Genomic DNA, 19,168 nt, shown 5'->3' on the forward strand with positions numbered 1-19,168 from the left:
AAGTGCACCACAAATGTTAGATAAAAAAATCTAACTTTTGGAGGTGTACTTTTTATGACTGAGTTCAGCAAAGATTTTCGGATTAAATTGGTAAAGGAAGTAGAAGAATTGACCATAGGCAATATATTGTTTAGATGCTGCATACTTCTTGCAGGTTCCAAAGAAATAGAATAAGTTATAGTTTGTGATTTGAAATCTGTTTTACAATATGGCCAAACCTTGCAATATCGGTTTTATCTGCTTTTAAATCCAACTTTTTATTAAGCACATCAAACTGCTGCTTCATTTCCGAATATATTTTTGTCATTAATTCAAAAATTTTATCGTCCATGTTCCAGACCTCCTGAGAATTTAATTATACCATATTACCCTCTATTGACAATGTACAATACGTTTTTGAGTGGTTAATTTGCCCTGCGGCTGCGTAAGTCGCTTGCAAGGCACAAAGCCTTACTGCACGTCTTTGACTTGTCGCAAACCAAATTCTCTCGCTCAAAAATCACCGGCGTGAGGCGTGTTGTACTTTGTCAATAGAGGGTACCATCAGCATTTATATATGACCGTCACAGAGCACAGCCACTTTGTTCATGTATTTGCATTTAATTACTTTTTAGGACTATAATTATGAGATACAGAGTTGAACTCAGACACAAAGAAAAGGTTGGTGATTTTTATGGAAAGAACAAGATTGGGACGGACAGGTCTGATGGTTGCAAGAAGCAGCTTTGGAGCACTTCCCATACAGAGGGTTTCCTTTGATGAAGCAAAGGAATTGTTATTAAAGGCATATGATAACGGAATTAACTTTTTTGATACGGCCAGAGCTTACACCGACAGCGAAGAGAAGGTCGGATATGCTCTTTCAGAAGTCAGAAAAGATATTATAATAGCTACTAAAACTTTTGCCAGCGATAAAAAGACACTGTTTGAACACCTTGAGACAAGTCTTATAAATATGAAAACCGATTATGTGGATATACTTCAGCTTCACAATCCTGCCGAACTGCCTGATCCCAATGATCCGGACAGTACTTATGCAGGACTTCTGGAAGCGAAGAAGAAGGGCATGATACGTTTTATCGGTATAACAAACCATAGAATAAAAACAGCTATGGAAGCAGTTGCATCAGGGCTGTATGATACGATGCAATTTCCTTTGAGCTCCTTATCCTCCGACGTGGATCTGGAGCTGATAGAAGAATGTATAAGATATGATGTGGGCCTGATTGCCATGAAAGCAATGTCAGGCGGTCTTATAACAAATGCCGCGTCAACCTTTGCTTTCCTGCGCCAGTATGAAAATGTCGTACCCATATGGGGCATTCAGCGGGAGAGGGAGCTGGACGAGTTTCTGGCACTGGAAAAGAATCCTCCTGTGCTGGACCAAGCCTTATGGGAGGTCATCAATAAGGACCGGGAAGAGCTGGCGGGCAATTTCTGCAGGGGCTGCGGCTACTGTATGCCATGTCCTGCAGGTATAGAGATACCTACCCAGGCAAGAATCTCCCTGCTTTTGAGGAGGGCCCCCTATCAGCAGTTCCTGCAGGATGCTTTCAGGGATAAAATGGAGCTTATAAACAAATGTATAGAATGCGGCCAGTGCAGGGAGCACTGTCCATATAAAATAGACACTCCAAACCTGCTCAAAAGCCAGCTGGCAAATTACACCGAGTTTTATAATGAGCATATGTAAAGCTGCAATAACCACAAAGACTCTTTAACTTACTATACCCTCTATTGACAATGTACAATACGTTTTTGAGTGGTTAATTTGCCCTGCGGCTGCGTTGAAGCCGCTTGCAAGGCACAAAGCCTTACTGCACGCCTTTGCCTTGCCGCAAGCCAAGGACGACGACAAAGAAAAGTGGCAAAATAGCCTGCGTGAGGCGTGTTATACATTGTCAATAGAGGGTACTAAAACAACAAAACACAAAGCGGCAGAGAAACAATTTGACTTTACCGGTACGCGAGGACAGAATTAAATTCAAAGGGAGGCACGTGGCCGGTTTTAGCATGTTGAAAAAATATCTCAAAGCCGGAAGGAATTATGCCGGCAGCAGCAATACCGGACTGAGCAATACAGATAGACTGCAATAACTACAAAGATTCTTTAACTTATATACTTGAACAACAAAACACAATGAGGCAGAAAGACATAGGGTTTTCCGGTACGCGAGGACAAAATTAAAGTCAAAGGGAGGCTCGATAGAAAGCAGTTGCTGAATTTTTTGGCGAAGTTCAAATGATGCAGCCGTCAAAGCGACAGGAGGTCGCTTTGAGCATCAAGAGCAGCAGGAGGCTGCTTGTTGTGCGACGGCGGAAGAATTTGAACGAGCCAATAAAAATTCAAGCAACTGCTTGGGGAGCAATCCCTTTGACTTAATTTTTGTACGGGAGTACCGGTAAACCCTATTCCAGCTTACCCGCCACATTGTGTTTTGTTAACATAGGAAGTACAAATTAAAGAGTCAATTGAGGATATTGCAGCTTCTTAATTCCACAGTCCGCTAAAAGCCGTTACTGGCATACCTTCCCTGGATTTAATATATTTTTGGGGTCGAAAGCCAGCTTTATCCCTCTCATTATCCCCATTATTTCAGGATCAAGAGATTCCTTGAGATAAGGCTTCTTTGCATAACCGATACCGTGCTCTCCAGAAACCTGTCCCCGGAGTTCGTTTGCCTTTTTATACATTTCCTCCATAGCCAGGGCAAGTCTCTTTTCCCATTCTTCTTCGCTGAGGTCGTCCTTGAGGATATATGCATGAAGATTACCGTCTCCGGCATGGCCGAAGCTCTTGATCCTCACGCCTACCTGATCCTGAAGTTTATGGCTGAATTCAACTATTTCGCTAACCTTGTTCCTGGGAACAACCACATCCACTTCGTCCATATAGGTGGTGGAGGCTTTAATTGCTTCAAGGAATGCGCCTCTGGCCTTCCAGATGGAATCATTCCTTTCCTCGGTATCGGAAATGAGAATATCAATGGCTCCCTGTTCCAGACATATTTTTGCAACACTGTCATAGGAGGCTTCGATTTCTTCGGTGGAATTGCCGTCAAATTTCAAGAGCAGGTAGGAGTCAGACTGATTGTCGGGGAACTTTTTGCCCAGAAATTCTTCGGCATCCATGATTGTCTGTCTCTGCATAAATTCAATAGCGGTGGGAATGGTCTTTGACTTGATAATCAGGGGTACTGTTCCTATAGCCTGCTCCAGAGACGGAAAAGGTATTAAAAGGCTGATTGCTTTTTTAGGCAGAGGCAGAAGCTTTAAGATTGCCTTTGTTATTATGCCCAGAGTGCCCTCGGAGCCAACTATCAGATCCTTCATGGCATAACCCGAACTGTTCTTGACCACCTTGCCGCCGAAACTGACAATATTACCATTGGGCAGAACTATTTCCAGACCTCTGACATAATCCCTGGTAACACCGTATTTTACCGCACGCATACCTCCGGCATTGGTATTGATATTGCCTCCGATGGTTGCGGTTTTTTCACCCGGATCGGGGGGATAGAAAAGATCGTGCTCCTCGACATACTTTGAGAGCTCCATGAGCAGAACACCCGGTTCAACAGTGACTGTCAGATTTTCCTCATCGAGCTCAAGGAAATGGTTCATCAGGCTCAGGTCCATAACAATCCCCTTGTTTATGGGGACGGCACCTCCCACAAGACCGGTGCCCGAGCCTCTGGGTGTAACCGGAATGTTGTTTTCAAAGGCATATTTCATAACTGCCGATACTTCTTCGGTTGAAACCGCCCGGACAACAATATCGGGATAGCATTCAGTGCCTCCAAGCTCATCATGGCTGTACTCTTCATTTATGTTTTCCCTGTAAAGAACTCTTTCTGTGTCGTCTATTATACGGGTTACAGCTTCGAAGTCCTTCTGGTCGAATATTTTGTAATTCATTTATATACCTCCCATTTCGCTGTTTGCAGCGATAAAATTAGTAATGAAAACCCGCCAGGGTTTTTTATGCGTGAAAAGTATGATGATCCACTTAATGAGTTTTTCACGCTGGCCTCCTTGATACCTTGATTTTTTCAATGAGCTTCGGAAGAATATCATATAAATCCCCGACGATGCCATAATGTGCTATTTTAAAGATTGATGCCTTTTCATCCTTGTTTATTGCAAATATATAGTCCGAGTTGTTCATACCGGCTGCGAACTGTACCGAACCGGAGACTCCGCAGGTTATTATGAGCTTGGGTCTCACTGTTCTTCCGCTCAGGCCGATCTGTTTTTTTGCGTCAAACCAGCCCGCTTCAATCATGGGTCTGGTGCAGGCAATTTCCCCTCCCAGAAGGTCGGCCAGCTCCTTTATGAGTTTCAGATCTTCCTGTGCTCTGACTCCTCTGCCTGCAACGACCAGAACATCTGCGTTTTCTATGAGATTTTCCTTCGGCTTTTCCACAACTCCCAGGACATCTATTTTGGACTCCAGACACTCCCTGCCAATCTTGCAGCTTATTATCCTGCCTGCCGGTTCTGCTTTCCTTTCAGGGGAATTCATAACCTTGTAACGGACTGTAGCCATCTGAGGTCTTGCGTTGGGGGTCATGATCTCTGCCATGATATTTCCTCCGAATGCAGGTCTTATTTGAACAAGATCGGTGTTTTCCCTGATATCCAGGATGGTGCAGTCGGCTGTAAGTCCTGTTCTGAATCTGGCGGCTACCCTGGGGGCAAGCTGTCTCCCGACGCTGGTTGCACCTACCAGGATGGAGGAAGGCTTTATTTTATTTATAAAGTCTTCAAATACGGCGGTATAGGCATCTATTTTAAAGTGATCCAATTCTTCATAGTCATAAACATATACTTCGTCAACTCCGTAGTGAAGCAGCCCGGCTGCACTGTCTCCGATTTTATTGCCCATAAATATGCAGTAAACCTTGTGGTTTACCTTATCTGCCAGTTCTCTGGCCTTTCCGATCAATTCATAGGTTACGGGGTGGATATCCCCGTTAACATGATCCACATAGACCGCTATCCCGTTCCAGGCGGATTTGTCTATACCTGCCTGCTCTTCCTTCAACAGCTCGGCAGCGCCTGCCGGTCCTTTTTTTACGCAGAGTCCGCACATTTTACAGGCACTGTTTACCTCAACCCTGCCATTGTTTTTTTCCAGCGCACCAAATGGGCAAACTGCCATAAATTCTTTGATATTTGTTATTTTATCTTGATGGATTATTAATTTTGACATGGTTTGCCTCCTAAACAAATTTCAATTCTTTGATTTTATTGAATAATTTTTCGGGAATATCCTCGGCGGCATCATTCCAGAGCTCGCGGTGATTGTTGGCCTCGGGAGGAAATATTCTTTGCACCTGTGTGGGAGAACCGTTTAAACCGTATTTCTTTTCATCCTGATCTCCCAGATCATTAAATGAGATGATTTTTATTTCCCGGTTTTTTGTCTCCATTTTTTTGACGTAGGAGGGAAGCCTCGGCTGACAGATATCCTTATCCACCGTCAGAAGGCAGGGGTAGGGGACCTTGGCAATTTCAACCGTATTTGCCATATCCATTTCAACCGTAATATGACTGTCACCGATTTCAATTAATTTTTTAACGTTGGATATACTGGGTATATTCAAGTATTCGGCCATTTCCGGGCCTACCTGTGCCGTATCGCCGTCAGTGGTCTGCTTGCCGCACAGTATCAGCTCGAATTTCCCCAGCTGTGCCACACCCTGGGAAAGGGTATAGCTGGTGGCAAGCACATCGGAACCGCCGAACTTTCTGTCCGAAAGCAGTATGCCTTCATCTGCGCCCATTGCAAAGGCTTCCATTATTATCTGCTTTGCCTGGGGAGGTCCCATACTGATTACCGTAACCGAGCCGCCGTGGGCTTCCTTTAATTTTAAAGCTGTTTCAAGGGCATACAGGTCATAGGGATTCATTTTTGAATCCACACCGTCCCTTTTTAAGACTCCCGTAACCGGATCAACCTCAACCTTATTGGTCCCGGGTACCTGTTTTATACAAACTAAAATATTCATATTAACCTCCTAAGCCATGTATGGCTTTGAGCCGCTTAGCGGCCACAAAACTGTAATGAAATTTTTTCTCTCCTCATCCGCTATAAGGCGAATAAACTGCTAGAAACCGAATAATGAACTGCAGAAATAGCTGATTAATCCTAAAATAACTACATACACTGCGCAAACCTTTATGGTGCTTCCGAGAATCTTGCCCTCGCTGCCTGCCAGGCCTGTAGCTGCAACCGCTATGGCGATGCTCTGGGGAGAGATCATTTTTCCTGCCGTTGCCCCGCCTGTGTTTATGGCGGCTATCCAGTACGGATTTGCTCCGGCTGCCTTTGCAGCCTCGGACTGAAGATTACCGAACAATACATTTGCCGAGGTATCACTGCCTGTTACAAAGGTTCCCAGGGCTCCTATAAGGGGTGCCACCAGCGGATAGAACGAACCTGTGATCATAACCAGCACTGTGGCTATGGAGTTTATCATTCCGCTGTAACCCATTACTTTGGCCAGGGCAATGATGGAGACTATTGTAATGGTGGATTTAATCAACTGTTTAACCGTTTTTAAAAGTATGCCTGTTATTGTTTTGAACTTTACTCCCTGTATCATACCGCCGATATAAGTTGCTATAATAATCAGCGTTCCGGGTGCTGCCAGCCAGGAGAAGGTATAAGGCTTCGCTCCCTCGCCGGTAAAGATTTGAACCGAGGTCTTGACTGCCGACAAAGCCTCGTTTACCGGAGGGATCAGTGTTGAAGAGCACAGTATGAAGAGGAATACCAGTATGAATGGCAGCCAGGCCATCAAGCCCTGTTTCAGTGTTATCTTTTCCTGCTTTGCTGCTCCAGCCGTTTGTATCTGATATTCTTTAGGTACAGGAGCCTTGCCTTTAAAAAGTTTGGCGGCTATTACAGTACACATCATTGAACAAACCGCGCCTACGACTGCCGGAAGCTCGGGTCCGAGGTATTTTGCTATGAGGAGCTGGGGTACTGCGAAGGAAATACCCGAAACCAGTGTGATGCCGAAGATTCCTTTAACAGCTTTAAAGGATTTGCCTGTAAGCATTACAAGTGCGAAGGGAAGCAGCATTACCAGCGGCAAAAGCTGAATTCCCACGGCATAGGACAGCTGCGATACATCCAGGCCGGTTACCTTGGCCAGGGTAACTACCGGGATACCGATGGCACCGAAGGCAGTAGGAGTTGTGTTGGATATGAGGCAGATCACTGCGGCAAAAAGAGGGTTGAAACCCAGTGCGACCAGTATACCCGCAGGTATGGCAACCGCTGTTCCGAAGCCTGCTATTGCTTCGAGAAAACCGCCGAAGCCCCAGGCCAGAATAAGGATCAGTATTCTTTTATCGGTGGTGACACCTGTTATCATTCTTTTAATTACATCCATGCCTCCGGTATGGAGAGACAGATTGTAAGTAAATACTGCCGCTATGATAACAAGGGTTATTGGCCATATTGCCAGGGCCACACCTTCCAGACCTGCGGTAAGAGTGTCCGGCAGATTGAGTTTCCATACAAATACTGCAAGAGCCGCCGTCAGTCCAAAAGCGATGGGACATGCCTTATAACCCGGCCATTTAAGTACACCCAGTGAAACAATAAGCCACATTATGGGTAAAAGAGCTAATACAAATAAAACAGCGATATTCATGGCTTTTCTCCTTTGAAAATCAGTATTGGCTAGCATTGGTTTTAGCTTTGAGCAGTTAGCATAAAGAAGTGCTGTAAATTGGTATGACCAATTTGATTAAAAAAATAAACATCTGAATTCAAGTGTTTGTGCATGTTACACATATTGGTCGTACCAATTTGTATCTTTATATTACAATATCACTAAAGCCGTGTAAACAATAGTTATTTATTTAACTATTTATTTTAACTTTACCTGCATATATCTGGAATAAAAAAGACCTCAATGAGGTCAAAAATACCTGAAGGTCAATTGTGCTTAATGTATTGGGCAATGATGTCAAAATGCTGCATGATGGCTTCATGAGTGGCTTTTGAGTCTCTGGCCTTTAAGGAATGGACAATTTTTTCATGAATATTCTGGAGCCTGGATACATTGTCCCTGTTGGATAGAATTTCCTTGCGCCTGTCCTTGATATATATGTTTATCAGTTCCTCCAGAATTTTGAGTATCTGTATGATAATGCTGTTGTGTGAGGCGGCGGCAATTGTGTAGTGGAGCTCGCTGTCCAGTGCCACGTTTTTGTTCTCATCCTCTGTTACAGCCATTTCTCCGACTATTTCCTCAAGCCTTTTTATTTGTTCATCCGTTATGTTTTCAACAGCCAGAAGAGCTGCCTTCGTTTCCAGGGCCTCTCTCAATTCACTTATTTGAAGGCTGTTGAACTGCTGCAGCAGGAACATCATGGACATTGATTCTGTGAGACTCTTTGTATAATTTCCCGTAATAAAGTTTCCAGAGCCTTGAATGCTTTCAATTACACCCAGTATTTCAAGAGTACGCAAGGCCTCTCTTATTGATGTACGGCTTACTCCAAACTGTCTGGCCAGATCCCTTTCAGGCGGCAGCTTGTCCCCGGAGGAAAGTTTTCCGGTGATCAGGTCGGTTTTTATAGAGTCGATTATTGATTCATAAGTTCTTTTTGAAGAATCCTGTTTTTCCATGTTCATCACCATTTCCGCGGTTTATGAATTGCAGTAACAATATTATCCTATCATCAGTATGGGCTAAAAACAACCCGCTGAAAAATAAATGGTCCGGGTATGTTGAATTAACTCCGATATTGTGATATTTTCAGTGTAAGAAGTAATGGCGGACATTGATGGAAAGGTTGGTCAAATGAAAAACATATTTATTTACAGCACTGCAATCGGGCGCATCGGAATTGCAGAAAAAGATGAGCATATAACAAATATTTTTTTTGAAGGGGAATTGCCGGGAATTGATTTACCGGTTACAAAAGATACAGGCCCGGTGACCTTCAGGGGAGAGGAATACGCAGTCAGGGAGACAGGTCTTATAAAGGAGGCCCTGCAGCAGATGGAAGAATATTTTTCCGGCAGGCGGAAGAGTTTTTCACTGCCTCTGGCACCCCAGGGAACCGATTTCATGAAAAATGTGTGGCAATGTCTGTGTGAGATTCCTTTCGGAGAGACAAGAAGCTATAGGGAAATAGCGGCGGCGGCAGGCAACCCCAAGGCTTCGAGGGCGGTGGGACTGGCCAACAACCGAAATCCCATACCTCTTATTATACCCTGCCACAGGGTTATAGGCTCAAACGGGAAGCTTACAGGCTACAGAGGGGGCCTGGAAACCAAACAGCAGCTTTTGGAGATTGAACAAAAACATGCGGATATTTAATTACGGACAAAAGGAAATTGATTACCTCAGAAAAAAAGATAAAAAGCTTTGTGCGGCAATTGACAGAATAGGCAGGATTGAACGCGAAGTGATACCAGACCTGTTTACTGCGCTTGTAAACAGTATAGTAGGACAGCAGATATCTGCCAAAGCTGCTGAAACGGTCTGGAACAGGGTGACTGAAAAGTTCGGTGAAATAACACCCGGAACCATAGCCGAAATACCTGCCGACCGGATACAGCAGTGCGGATTGTCACACCGGAAGGTACAGTATATCAAAGGTATCGGCCAGGCGGTACTGGACGGAAGAATTGACCTTGAACTGCTTCAAAGGAGTGAGGATGCCGGGGTGATTTCCTGTCTGTCCTCCCTTAACGGAATAGGGAAATGGACTGCCGAAATGCTTTTGATATTTTCAATGGAAAGACCCGATGTGGTCAGCTGGGGAGATCTGGCAATCCAGCGGGGAATGATGAAATTGTATGGATTGAAAACTTTGACAAAAGAACAGTTTGACAGGTATGTAAAAAGATACTCTCCTTACGGGACGGTGGCGTCGCTGTACCTCTGGGAAATTTCCAGAGAATAAAGTTAACATGAAATAAAAATCAAAATAAAATGAAAATCAAAATAAAATAAAAATCAAAACGAAATGAAAATTAAAACGAAAGATATTTTGATAATTGGGTATATATATTTATATACCCGATTTTTTATTGTCCAGAAGGTATTTTTCATGGGAACACGCCATATCCGGCTCACGGTATGTGTGTCGTATCATATTTTGTGAGCCGGAAAGGTAGATAGTACTTATATGGGTAAATTCGAGAGATTTGAGAAAGTCGGTTTAAGGGATAAGGAAACAAAAGCACTGATTGCCGTTTATCCTAAAAAGCCGGAGGGAACGGACGACCAGGTAGAGGCTGATGTAAAGTACTGGTATTACCAGAGAAGCTGTTCGGCAGAAGAGGAACTGAAGGGTCTTTTTGTGGATCATTTGACAGAACATGAGTTAAAGTCAATTCAATAGTATATTAAAGCATATTAAAAATTTTGATCCGGAAATTGATGGGAATTGCCGGAGCAGGTTTTCGGGCAGTTCCATCCAATTTCCTGCAGAGGTAAACTATGTTTAAACTCAGGAATATATATTTATATCTGGTAAGCTTTGTGTCACTGATGCTGATACTTATAGGGCTGATTTTTACAATTCAGAATTTGACCGACCTGATTTTCCCTACCAACTATTATTACGACACCGCCCCAATAGATAAAACCGGGCAGACCGAAGAGGAAAAAAAGGCCTATGAGGAGAGTCAGAGAAGAAATGAGCAGAACCAGCGAACCCTAAGAGGCAAAGCTGTGGCAAAATCCACGTCTGTAGTTGTCGTGGCGCTGCCATCCTTCATATATCATTGGAGAAAAATTGAGAAAGAGAAAAGGGAAAAATAATCCGTTATTTATTTTCCTTAATATCCTCAATTTCCTCCTTTAAAAGAATTTTAACCATATTGATGACGTCTTCGTCCACCACTCTGTAGCAGATTTCCAGGCCGTTGCGCACCCCGGCTATTATTCCGGCCGCCTTGAGCTTTGCAAGGTGCTGTGAAACCGTTGACTGGGGGAGGCCGAGACATTCCTGTATCCTGGTTACATTACAGCCGCCCTCCATCAGGCCCTTTATGATGCAGAGCCTGTGAGGGTGTGCTATTGCTTTAATTTTATCAGCTTTTTTTTCATATATTTTCAAATCGATCAATGGGGAAACCTCCTTGCAGGTAACTTTTTTCCAATGCTAAAGGGAATCAGATAAACAAGCTCATATCGGATTCTTCGGCCGAGCCAAGGAAGGATGCCACGCCTCCTATGGTGACGCCGTCAATGAGCTCCTCTTTTTTTATACCCATTATGTCCATTGACATATTGCAGGCAACAAACTCGATACCGTTCTGTTTAGCCTGGTCTATCAGGACTTCCAGGGAAAAGACATCCTTTTTGTTCATAAGGTACCGTATCATCTTTGGTCCCATGCCTGCCATATTCATTTTTGACAGGGATAATTTTTTTGATCCCTTAGGCATCATAACACCAAACATCCTGGAAATAAAGTCTTTTTTTACACCCGGACCGCCGGGCCTTCTTAAAATATTCAGTCCCCAGAAGGTAAAAAACATGGTGACCTTTCTTCCCATGGCGGCAGCTCCGTTTGCAATAATAAAGGATGCGATTGCCTTGTCCAGGTCGTTGCTGAATACAATCATCGATTTGTTATTTTTCTTTTCTGCAAAATTATTTTCCTTTTTTATTTCTTTTTTTATCCTTGCGGTGAATACATTTTTTTCATAATTTACTCCCAGCAGGCTGTTGCCGGTGGTTTTGCACCAGGTGCCGATATCCTCCTGGAAAGCCGGGTCAGTTGCCCTGACTTCAAGGATTTCATCATAGTCCAGATCCTTCATGGCATTATAGACCGTCATGATGGGCCCCGGACATTGCAGTCCGCAAGCATCCAGCTGAAGCCTGACCTTTGCCTCTTCGGGCCGGCAGGCAGTTTGCAGGGGAGCCTGCAGGGGAGTTTCTGTTCCTCCGGTACTTGCCGCCACCTCGTTTTCAGCGGAATAACCGGCTGCAGCGGCATTGTTGTCATTACTGAATATATCTTCATTGGATTGCTTGATTGAAGCCGTATGATATGTTTTGTAACCTCCGCTCAAATTTTTAACATTTTTAAAACCCAGCTGCAATAGGATTCTGACGGCGAGATACCCTCTTAAGCCCACCTGGCAGAAAATATATATGGTTTTATCCTTTGGAAATTCATGGATTCTGCTCCTGAGCCGGTCAAGGGGAATGTTTATTGCACCGTCGATAGTCCCGAGCAGGGCTTCTTCCTCTTCCCGCACATCCAGCAGGATATCTCTGGCTGTGTCAATTCCTGCCACCTCATCCCAATGAAATACAAAGGAGTCTTTTTTCAGGATATTATTGGCGGTGTAGCCTGCTATGTTTACAGGATCTTTTGCGGAGGAATAGGGAGGCGCATACGCCAGTTCAAGGGTTTCCAGATCCGAAACCGTCATGCCTGCACGCATGGCCGTTGCCAGTACATCCATCCTTTTGTCCACACCGTCATACCCTACGATTTGCGCACCCAGGAGTTTTCCGCTGTCATTGCTGAAAAGCAGCTTTACCGACATTGGAATGGCACCGGGATAATAGCTTGCATGTGAGGCCGTATGCGTGATGGATTTCTCATAAGCGGCGCCGCTGCGCTTTAATACCCTCTCGTTATTTCCTGAAACAGCTACCGTAAGGTCAAATATCTTGACGATTGAAGTTCCCTGGGTGCCCGAGTACTTTTCCTTCAGCCCGTATATATTGTTTGCCGCAATCCGACCCTGCTTGTTGGCGGGACCTGCAAGCGGGATCAATGCCGGGTTCCGGCTTACAAAATCCTGTACCTCAATTGCATCTCCCACCGCGTAGATATCCGGGTTGGAGGTCTGGAGATACTCATTGACACATATGCCCCCCGTTTGACCTATTTTCAGCCCGGCTCCCACTGCCAGCCCGGTTTCGGGCCTGACTCCTATTCCCAGTATAACCATATCTGCTCTCAGTGTTCTGCCGCCCGACAGTTTGACCCGTATGGCAGTATCGTCTTCCTCAAAGGCCTGGACAGCTTCCTTCAGATAAAGCTCGACTCCCTTTGCCTTCAGATGCTGATGAACAATTGCGGCCATCTCAAAGTCCAGAGGTCCTATGACATGGTCGGCAAGCTCCACAACAGTGACATTTATACCCTGTAAATGAAGGTTTTCCGCCACTTCAAGGCCTATGAAGCCGGCGCCTACAATTACCGCCCTTTTTGGTGAAGCCTTTTCTACAAAGTCTTTGATCCTATATGTGTCGGGTATGTTCCGGAGGGTAAAGATCCTCTTTGCTTCGATTCCCGGCAGGCCCGGCCTGACAGGTTCGGCGCCGGGCGACAGTATTAATTTATCATATGATTCGATATAGGTTTTGTTCTGGGGTTTATCAAATATTTCAACGCTTTTGTTTTCTGTGTTTATACTTTTAACCTCGGAACAAACTCTGACATCTATATTAAAACGTTCCTTCATTTTTTCCGGGGTTTGAACCAAAAGTTTTTCTTTTTCCTTGATGACTTCGCCTATGTAATAGGGAAGACCGCAATTCGCAAAAGATATATGCTCACCCTTTTCTATGAGGATAATCTCGGAATTTTCATCCAGCCTCCTCAACCTGGCTGCGGCACTTGCTCCGCCGGCAACACCACCGACAATGATAACCTTTATACTCATGGACAGACCTCCCAAATCAATTAATATATTATTATATTATGATTTTACGATACAATTGGTACCCAGTCAAGCTTGATTATCCGGGTTATTATATGAATATTAATTTTTTGAGATAACATACTAATTATTAAAGCTTGTTAAAAAATAATGTTCAGAAAAAACATCTGAGAAACGGAGATAAATATGCCTACCGATAAAAGAAGCAAAAAAACCAAAGACAAAAGGGAAGACGGAGCTTTCCCCTCAAAAAATATCACCCATGATCCCCAGGCCGAAAGTGCAAGAGCCAAATTCGGAAAAGATACTACGGCCGGGGAATAACGGATAACTTGTTTAAAAGGAAGTGCAATGGTATCATATCTATTGTACTTCCTTTATACATAAAGGTTTTTTGAAAAGTGCACTGATTTTGCATCCGTTTAAAATACAAAATAGCGGGGATGAATTGAATGAAAACAAATAATCAAATAACGAGCTTTAACAATCCCATTTTATCCGGATTTTACCCGGATCCGTCAATATGCCGTGTTGATGAGGAGTATTATCTTGTCACCTCGAGCTTTGCCTATTTTCCCGGAATACCCATATTTCGCAGCAGGGATCTTGTTAATTGGGAACAGCTGGGCCATGTATTGGACAGGGAATCCCAGTTAAATCTGGATAATCTCCGGCAGTCAGAGGGGATATTTGCTCCGACAATAAGGTATCACAACGGGGTTTTTTATGTCATATGCACCAATGTGGGAAAGGGCGGGAATTTTATTGTAACGGCAGAAAATCCTTCAGGTCCGTGGTCGGAGCCTTTTTGGCTGCAGGATGCACCCGGGATAGACCCGTCACTGTTTTTTGATGATGACGGAAAGGCCTATGTAACCGGTACCAGTGAAGCACCCCAAGGCGGACAGTACTACGGTGATAATGAAATATGGTTAAGGGAGCTGGATCTGAAAAGTATGGCCCTGGTGGGTCCCAGATACGGATTATGGAAGGGAGCACTCAAAAATGCCGTATGGCCTGAAGGGCCGCATTTATACAGGATCAACGGGATGTACTATTTAATGATAGCTGAGGGAGGCACCGATTATCACCATTCTGTTACCATAGCCAGAAGTGAAAGGCTTACAGGCCCCTATTACGGTAATCCCGGCAATCCCATCCTCACCCACAGGCACCTGGGAAGGTCTTATCCAATAGTAAATACCGGTCATGCCGACCTGGTTGAAACCCAAAGCGGGGAATGGTGGATGGCAGCTTTAGCCTCCCGCCCATATGGAGGGTATTATAGAAATCTGGGAAGAGAGACATTTCTTGTACCGGTTGTCTGGGAAGACGGGTGGCCAATAGTGAGCCCCGGGACAGGACGCATTGAGTTCCAGTACGGCAAACCTGCACTTCCGGAAGGGGACAAGATTACAAGCCCCGAAAGAGATGATTTTGATGGTTTGGAGCTGGGATTTATATGGAATATGTTACGGACTCCCAGGAAGCGTTTCTGGAGCCTGTCGGAGAGGCCCGGACACTTGAGACTGAGGCTGAGGGCAGCCAGGATAACTGAACAGTCAAATCCCGGCTTTATTGGCCGGCGCCAACAGCACATGGCTTTCTCTGTTGCAGCAAAAATGGAGTTTGTTCCTGCAGGTGAGGATGAAACTGCCGGTATTGCTCTATTACAAAATAACAATTATAATCTGCGAATGGAGCGTACGTTATCCGAAGGGAAAAATATTGTGCAGCTTATCCGCTGTTTTGACGGGAAGGAAACAATTATTGCCCGGAAAGAATTTGAAGGCAGGCATTTATACCTTAAGGTTTCGGCATTGGGGCAGGATTACAGCTTCTATTGCGGAGCAGATGAAAATGCTTTGCAGGCACTGTCTGAAAATGTGGACGGAAGACTTTTAAGCACCGATGTTGCCGGCGGTTTTGTGGGGGCATATATTGGAATGTATGTCTCAAGCAACGGCAGAGCCAGTACAAACCATGCCGATTTCGACTGGTTTGAATATAAAGGCCTTACGGCTTTTTAATTATATATTGTATATTATATATTATTTATAAGGTTAAATTAAAAGTGCGATCCCGCCATAGGGGATCGCACTTTTAATTTAACCTGTTGTGCTAATTGAAATTTTGTTTTGCTTTACAGTTAGCTCTATTTAGAATCAACTGGTACGCGAGGACAACTTCATGAAATAAGATGCACGGTTAAAAACAATTGCTATAAATTGTCGACAACGGAAGTTACCAGTTGATATAAAAAAGTTACATAGGTAAAGCAAAAATTAAATTAATTAGCGCAACAAATTAATTTACTCTTTTATATCACTTATTTATATTCACTTATCCAATGGTTAACTTATTTTAAATTTAGCTACCAATAGCTTTAATTCGTCAACCAATTCCTTTAACTTCTCACTGGAATTGGAGATTTCTTCAATGGATGCTGTCTGCTCTTCCACAGAAGCCGAAACCTCCTGGGTGCTGGCAGCATTTTGTTCGGCTATGGCAGCCAGGTTTTGCATTATATCCAGGATATTTATTTTATTCTGTTCCATTTCGCTGCTCAAGGTATTCAGATTGGAAATCCTGTCCACCGAAACCGAAATGGCATCGGCAATGCTTCTGTACTTGATATCGGTGGCTTCCACGCTGTGCTGCTGTTCTTCGATTATTTGCATAACCTGCTGCATTGTCTGTACGGCTTCATTTGAATTTTCCTGCAATTCTTTTACGACAAGATCGATTTGCTTGGTTGAAGTGCTGGATTGTTCGGCAAGCTTCCTGATCTCATCGGCAACAACCGAGAAGCCTTTACCGTGCTCTCCTGCTCTGGCAGCTTCAATTGCGGCATTCAGGGCAAGCAGATTTGTCTGTTCGGCTATCGAAGCGATTACGGCGCTTGCTTTACCGATCTTTTCCGAGCTTTCGTTTGTTTTTATGATGCCTTCGAAAATCTGTTTGGTTGCAAGGTCGCTTTGCCTGGTTTTTTCAGTTAATTCCCTTACTTCTTCAAGCCCGTTATTAACAAGTGATACCACATTATCCGAAGACTCATTCAGTTCACTCAAAAGAGCAATGTCTTTCTCAAGAATCCTGCCCAGATTTATGATCATGTCTGCCCCGTTCTGGGTCATCTCCGACTGTTCATTTGCACCCCTGGAAATCTCCTCTATGACTCTTGCGGTTTCCTCCGAGACGCGTGCCGTTTGATCAGTAATATCACTTAGCTTGTCAGAGGACATTTTTACGTCCTCTGCCGAGATGCTGACCTTGTTTATAAAATATCTCAGGTTTTCAATAAGGGACTGAAAGGACTTGCTGAGTACTCCTATTTCATCCTTCTGTTTTAAAAGCTTCTGAGGCAGATCCTCTTTGACATTCAGCCCACCGACAAGTTGGGCATAGGAAGTTACCTGAATGATAGGCTTTGAAATGGAATTGCCCACTACAAATGTTATCAGAAGGATAAGGAAAACTATAATGACGCCGGCTACCAGGGTAAATACCTTATAGCCGTTAAGTGCGGCAAAAATCTCACTTTCACGTTCGCTGGAAATGACGAACCAGTCGGTTCTCTCTATTGGAGCAAATGCCGCATATCTCACTTCTTTATTAAATTCGAATCTATGGACGCCGGTAGCTTTTTTAATGGCTTTTGTCACAATGCCTGCAAATTCCTTTGAGGCATTATTTTTTTTCGAATCTTCTATGGGGTTGAAGGCATTAAATACATAACTGCTTTCAATATGGGAAACAATGGTTCCTTTTTCATCAACCAGCATTGAATATCCGGTTTTATCAAATATGCTCTGATTTGAAAAAGAGGACAGAAAATCTCCGTTCAACTGGCCGACAAGAACACTTGTTACTTTACCGTCAACAGTAATGGGGACAGCAACCACCAGGACAAGTTTTGATTCTTCACCTTGAACAATGCTGATAATTGGATTTGAGATATTTGCCACACCCTTGAGGGCCTTTTGGAAATAATCTCTCTTGCTTATATCGGTTGTTTTCCCGTCAGGTAATGCGGCTATACCGTTAAGGTCGCTGACAATAATCATGTTATATTTAAGTCTTTGAGCTTCCTGTTTCAATTTTTCAGGTGCAGCAGGATCCGAGGTGTCCATAACAGCGGCAAGTGTCGCCATTTCTCTGATTTGAGCATCAACGAACGAGTCTACAAGCCTTGAGGTATCCTTTGCTCTTGTGACTAACTGGGCTTCAGAGGAATCCATTAACAGGTTTGAGACGCTTACATAATTAACTACGCATAATAGTACAAAAAATAGAGCCATGAAAGTAGAAAAATATAGTATTAATTTTTGCTTTATACTCTTCATTAAATTTCCTCCCTGATATAAATATATCTTATTATACAATATATGACTTATTATGACACTCGTTCTTAATTCCAAATGTTGAGAATAAGTTTACAATTATTTGTATAAGAAGTATCTTGACAAATCAGGGTATTCCTATTTCATGAAGTTGTCCTTGTGTTACCAGTTGATTCTGGTTAAGTCTATCTGTAAAGCAAAACACAATTACAATTAGCACAACTTTAAAAAATCTTAAGTAAACCTGCAACAATCACAACTACGGCAAAAATCATTCTGTAATAGGCAAATCCCTTCATAGGTTTTCTCTTGAGGTAGGATATGAACTTGCTTATAACCGCCACCGCCACTACAAAAGACACAATGAAGCCCACAATCAGGGCTGTGATTTCGGTTCCGGACAGTAAATTAAAACCGCCCAGCTTAAATATTTTCAAAAAGCTCATTCCAAACATGACGGGTATTGCCAGAAAGAAGGAAAACTCGGCCGCAACCACGGTTGAAAGCCCTGAAACCCAACCTCCGATTATTGTTGAGGCTGAACGGGACATGCCCGGAATTATTGCAAGACATTGGAAGAGCCCTATAATTAAAGCCTGCTTTGGTGTAACGCTGAGTTTCTGTTTTGTCAGATTGTTGTTGCGGAATTTATTTTCCGCATATATCATCCAGATGGCTCCAAGGAAAAGTACAACGGCTACAATTATGGAACCTGAAAGATATTTATCTGCGAGATCGTTGAACAATATACCTAAAATAGCTCCCGGAACGCATGCTATTACAATCATGAACCAAAACTTGAAGCCTGATTTTTCATATCCCACTTTACTTGGGAAGAAATTTATAATGGTATCCTTGATTTTTTTCCAGTAAAGAAGTACTACGGCAAGTATTGCTCCCAGCTGTATAACGTATGTATACATATCAACATAGTGCGGAGTTGTACTCTCAAAATGCATGAGGCTTTCAAATATCCTCAGATGTCCTGTCGATGAAATGGGCAGGAACTCGGTAATTCCTTCAACTATACCAAGTACGATTGATTTTAGAACGAACAGTAAAAAATCCATTTTCTCCTCCATACTTCCGCTGTACAATTCAGTTTATAGTGAATTGTATAAAAGTACTTTCCATACTTTATGGGAATAAATAT

17 protein-coding genes are annotated in these 19,168 nt (G+C 43.5%); 7 read left to right on the plus strand and 10 right to left on the minus strand.

Annotated features, from left to right (window positions below; translation table 11 throughout):
* Positions 1 to 175: 175 nt before the first annotated feature.
* Complete coding sequence (locus T344_RS31090) at positions 176 to 331, minus strand: hypothetical protein (RefSeq protein ID WP_154669479.1); 156 nt, start codon at positions 329 to 331, stop codon at positions 176 to 178.
* A 342-nt stretch (positions 332 to 673) separates the two neighbouring features.
* On the opposite strand from T344_RS31090, the gene T344_RS0126155 reads away from it, so the two are divergent.
* Positions 674 to 1,693, plus strand: a complete 1,020-nt coding sequence (locus T344_RS0126155; protein WP_027631157.1) for an aldo/keto reductase — start codon at positions 674 to 676, stop codon at positions 1,691 to 1,693.
* A gap of 824 nt (positions 1,694 to 2,517) precedes the next feature.
* Here the strand turns inward: T344_RS0126155 and T344_RS0126170 are convergent.
* The 5 genes from T344_RS0126170 to T344_RS0126190 all read right to left on the minus strand — a co-directional run bounded on the left by T344_RS0126170 (position 2,518) and on the right by T344_RS0126190 (position 8,653).
* Positions 2,518 to 3,918 carry an FAD-binding oxidoreductase gene (locus T344_RS0126170; RefSeq protein WP_027631159.1) on the minus strand — a complete coding sequence of 467 codons (1,401 nt, stop codon included), beginning with the start codon at positions 3,916 to 3,918 and terminating at the stop codon, positions 2,518 to 2,520.
* A 103-nt stretch (positions 3,919 to 4,021) separates the two neighbouring features.
* Entirely contained in the window at positions 4,022 to 5,215 is a 1,194-nt protein-coding gene (locus tag T344_RS0126175) for an electron transfer flavoprotein subunit alpha/FixB family protein (RefSeq protein ID WP_027631160.1), read from the minus strand.
* 10 nt (positions 5,216 to 5,225) lie between these two features.
* Positions 5,226 to 6,014 carry an electron transfer flavoprotein subunit beta/FixA family protein gene (locus T344_RS0126180; protein WP_004627967.1) on the minus strand — a complete coding sequence of 263 codons (789 nt, stop codon included), beginning with the start codon at positions 6,012 to 6,014 and terminating at the stop codon, positions 5,226 to 5,228.
* Between the two features lie 99 nt (positions 6,015 to 6,113).
* Positions 6,114 to 7,670 carry an L-lactate permease gene (locus tag T344_RS0126185; protein ID WP_027631161.1) on the minus strand — a complete coding sequence of 519 codons (1,557 nt, stop codon included), beginning with the start codon at positions 7,668 to 7,670 and terminating at the stop codon, positions 6,114 to 6,116.
* 287 nt (positions 7,671 to 7,957) lie between these two features.
* Complete coding sequence (locus tag T344_RS0126190; protein WP_027631162.1) at positions 7,958 to 8,653, minus strand: FadR/GntR family transcriptional regulator; 696 nt, start codon at positions 8,651 to 8,653, stop codon at positions 7,958 to 7,960.
* Positions 8,654 to 8,828: 175 nt separating this feature from the next.
* On the opposite strand from T344_RS0126190, the gene T344_RS0126195 reads away from it, so the two are divergent.
* The 4 genes from T344_RS0126195 (at position 8,829) to T344_RS0126210 (ending at position 10,802) form a co-directional block, all read left to right on the plus strand.
* Positions 8,829 to 9,350 (plus strand): methylated-DNA--[protein]-cysteine S-methyltransferase, encoded by a 522-nt coding sequence (locus tag T344_RS0126195; RefSeq protein ID WP_027631163.1) that lies wholly within the window; start codon positions 8,829 to 8,831, stop codon positions 9,348 to 9,350.
* Complete coding sequence (locus T344_RS0126200; protein ID WP_027631164.1) at positions 9,337 to 9,939, plus strand: DNA-3-methyladenine glycosylase family protein; 603 nt, start codon at positions 9,337 to 9,339, stop codon at positions 9,937 to 9,939. The genes T344_RS0126195 and T344_RS0126200 overlap by 14 nt, the downstream gene beginning before the upstream one ends.
* A 225-nt stretch (positions 9,940 to 10,164) precedes the next feature.
* Complete coding sequence (locus tag T344_RS0126205; protein WP_027631165.1) at positions 10,165 to 10,380, plus strand: hypothetical protein; 216 nt, start codon at positions 10,165 to 10,167, stop codon at positions 10,378 to 10,380.
* A gap of 98 nt (positions 10,381 to 10,478) precedes the next feature.
* Positions 10,479 to 10,802, plus strand: coding sequence for a hypothetical protein (locus tag T344_RS0126210; RefSeq protein WP_027631166.1), 324 nt, complete (start codon positions 10,479 to 10,481; stop codon positions 10,800 to 10,802).
* Positions 10,803 to 10,806: 4 nt separating this feature from the next.
* On the opposite strand, the gene T344_RS0126215 is transcribed toward T344_RS0126210, so the two are convergent.
* Together T344_RS0126215 and T344_RS0126220 are read right to left on the minus strand one after the other, a co-directional pair.
* Entirely contained in the window at positions 10,807 to 11,109 is a 303-nt protein-coding gene (locus tag T344_RS0126215) for an ArsR/SmtB family transcription factor (protein ID WP_027631167.1), read from the minus strand.
* A 46-nt stretch (positions 11,110 to 11,155) separates the two neighbouring features.
* Entirely contained in the window at positions 11,156 to 13,675 is a 2,520-nt protein-coding gene (locus T344_RS0126220) for a CoA-disulfide reductase (protein ID WP_027631168.1), read from the minus strand.
* Between the two features lie 183 nt (positions 13,676 to 13,858).
* Between T344_RS0126220 and T344_RS31300 the strand changes: the two genes are divergently transcribed.
* Both T344_RS31300 and T344_RS0126230 read left to right on the plus strand, forming a co-directional pair.
* Complete coding sequence (locus tag T344_RS31300; protein ID WP_004627949.1) at positions 13,859 to 13,996, plus strand: CPC_1213 family protein; 138 nt, start codon at positions 13,859 to 13,861, stop codon at positions 13,994 to 13,996.
* 128 nt (positions 13,997 to 14,124) lie between these two features.
* Positions 14,125 to 15,702, plus strand: a complete 1,578-nt coding sequence (locus T344_RS0126230; protein WP_034863285.1) for a glycoside hydrolase family 43 protein — start codon at positions 14,125 to 14,127, stop codon at positions 15,700 to 15,702.
* 324 nt (positions 15,703 to 16,026) lie between these two features.
* Here T344_RS0126230 and T344_RS0126235 read toward each other — a convergent pair whose 3' ends face one another.
* Together T344_RS0126235 and T344_RS0126240 are read right to left on the minus strand one after the other, a co-directional pair.
* On the minus strand, positions 16,027 to 18,018 hold the full coding sequence (locus T344_RS0126235; protein WP_027631170.1) for a methyl-accepting chemotaxis protein: 1,992 nt from the start codon (positions 18,016 to 18,018) through the stop codon (positions 16,027 to 16,029).
* Positions 18,019 to 18,239: 221 nt separating this feature from the next.
* Positions 18,240 to 19,085 (minus strand): undecaprenyl-diphosphate phosphatase, encoded by an 846-nt coding sequence (locus T344_RS0126240; RefSeq protein WP_027631171.1) that lies wholly within the window; start codon positions 19,083 to 19,085, stop codon positions 18,240 to 18,242.
* Positions 19,086 to 19,168: the final 83 nt, after the last annotated feature.

The sequence above is a fragment of the Ruminiclostridium cellobioparum DSM 1351 = ATCC 15832 genome (genome assembly GCF_000621505.1).
Classification (GTDB): Bacteria; Bacillota; Clostridia; order Acetivibrionales; family DSM-1351; genus Ruminiclostridium; species Ruminiclostridium cellobioparum.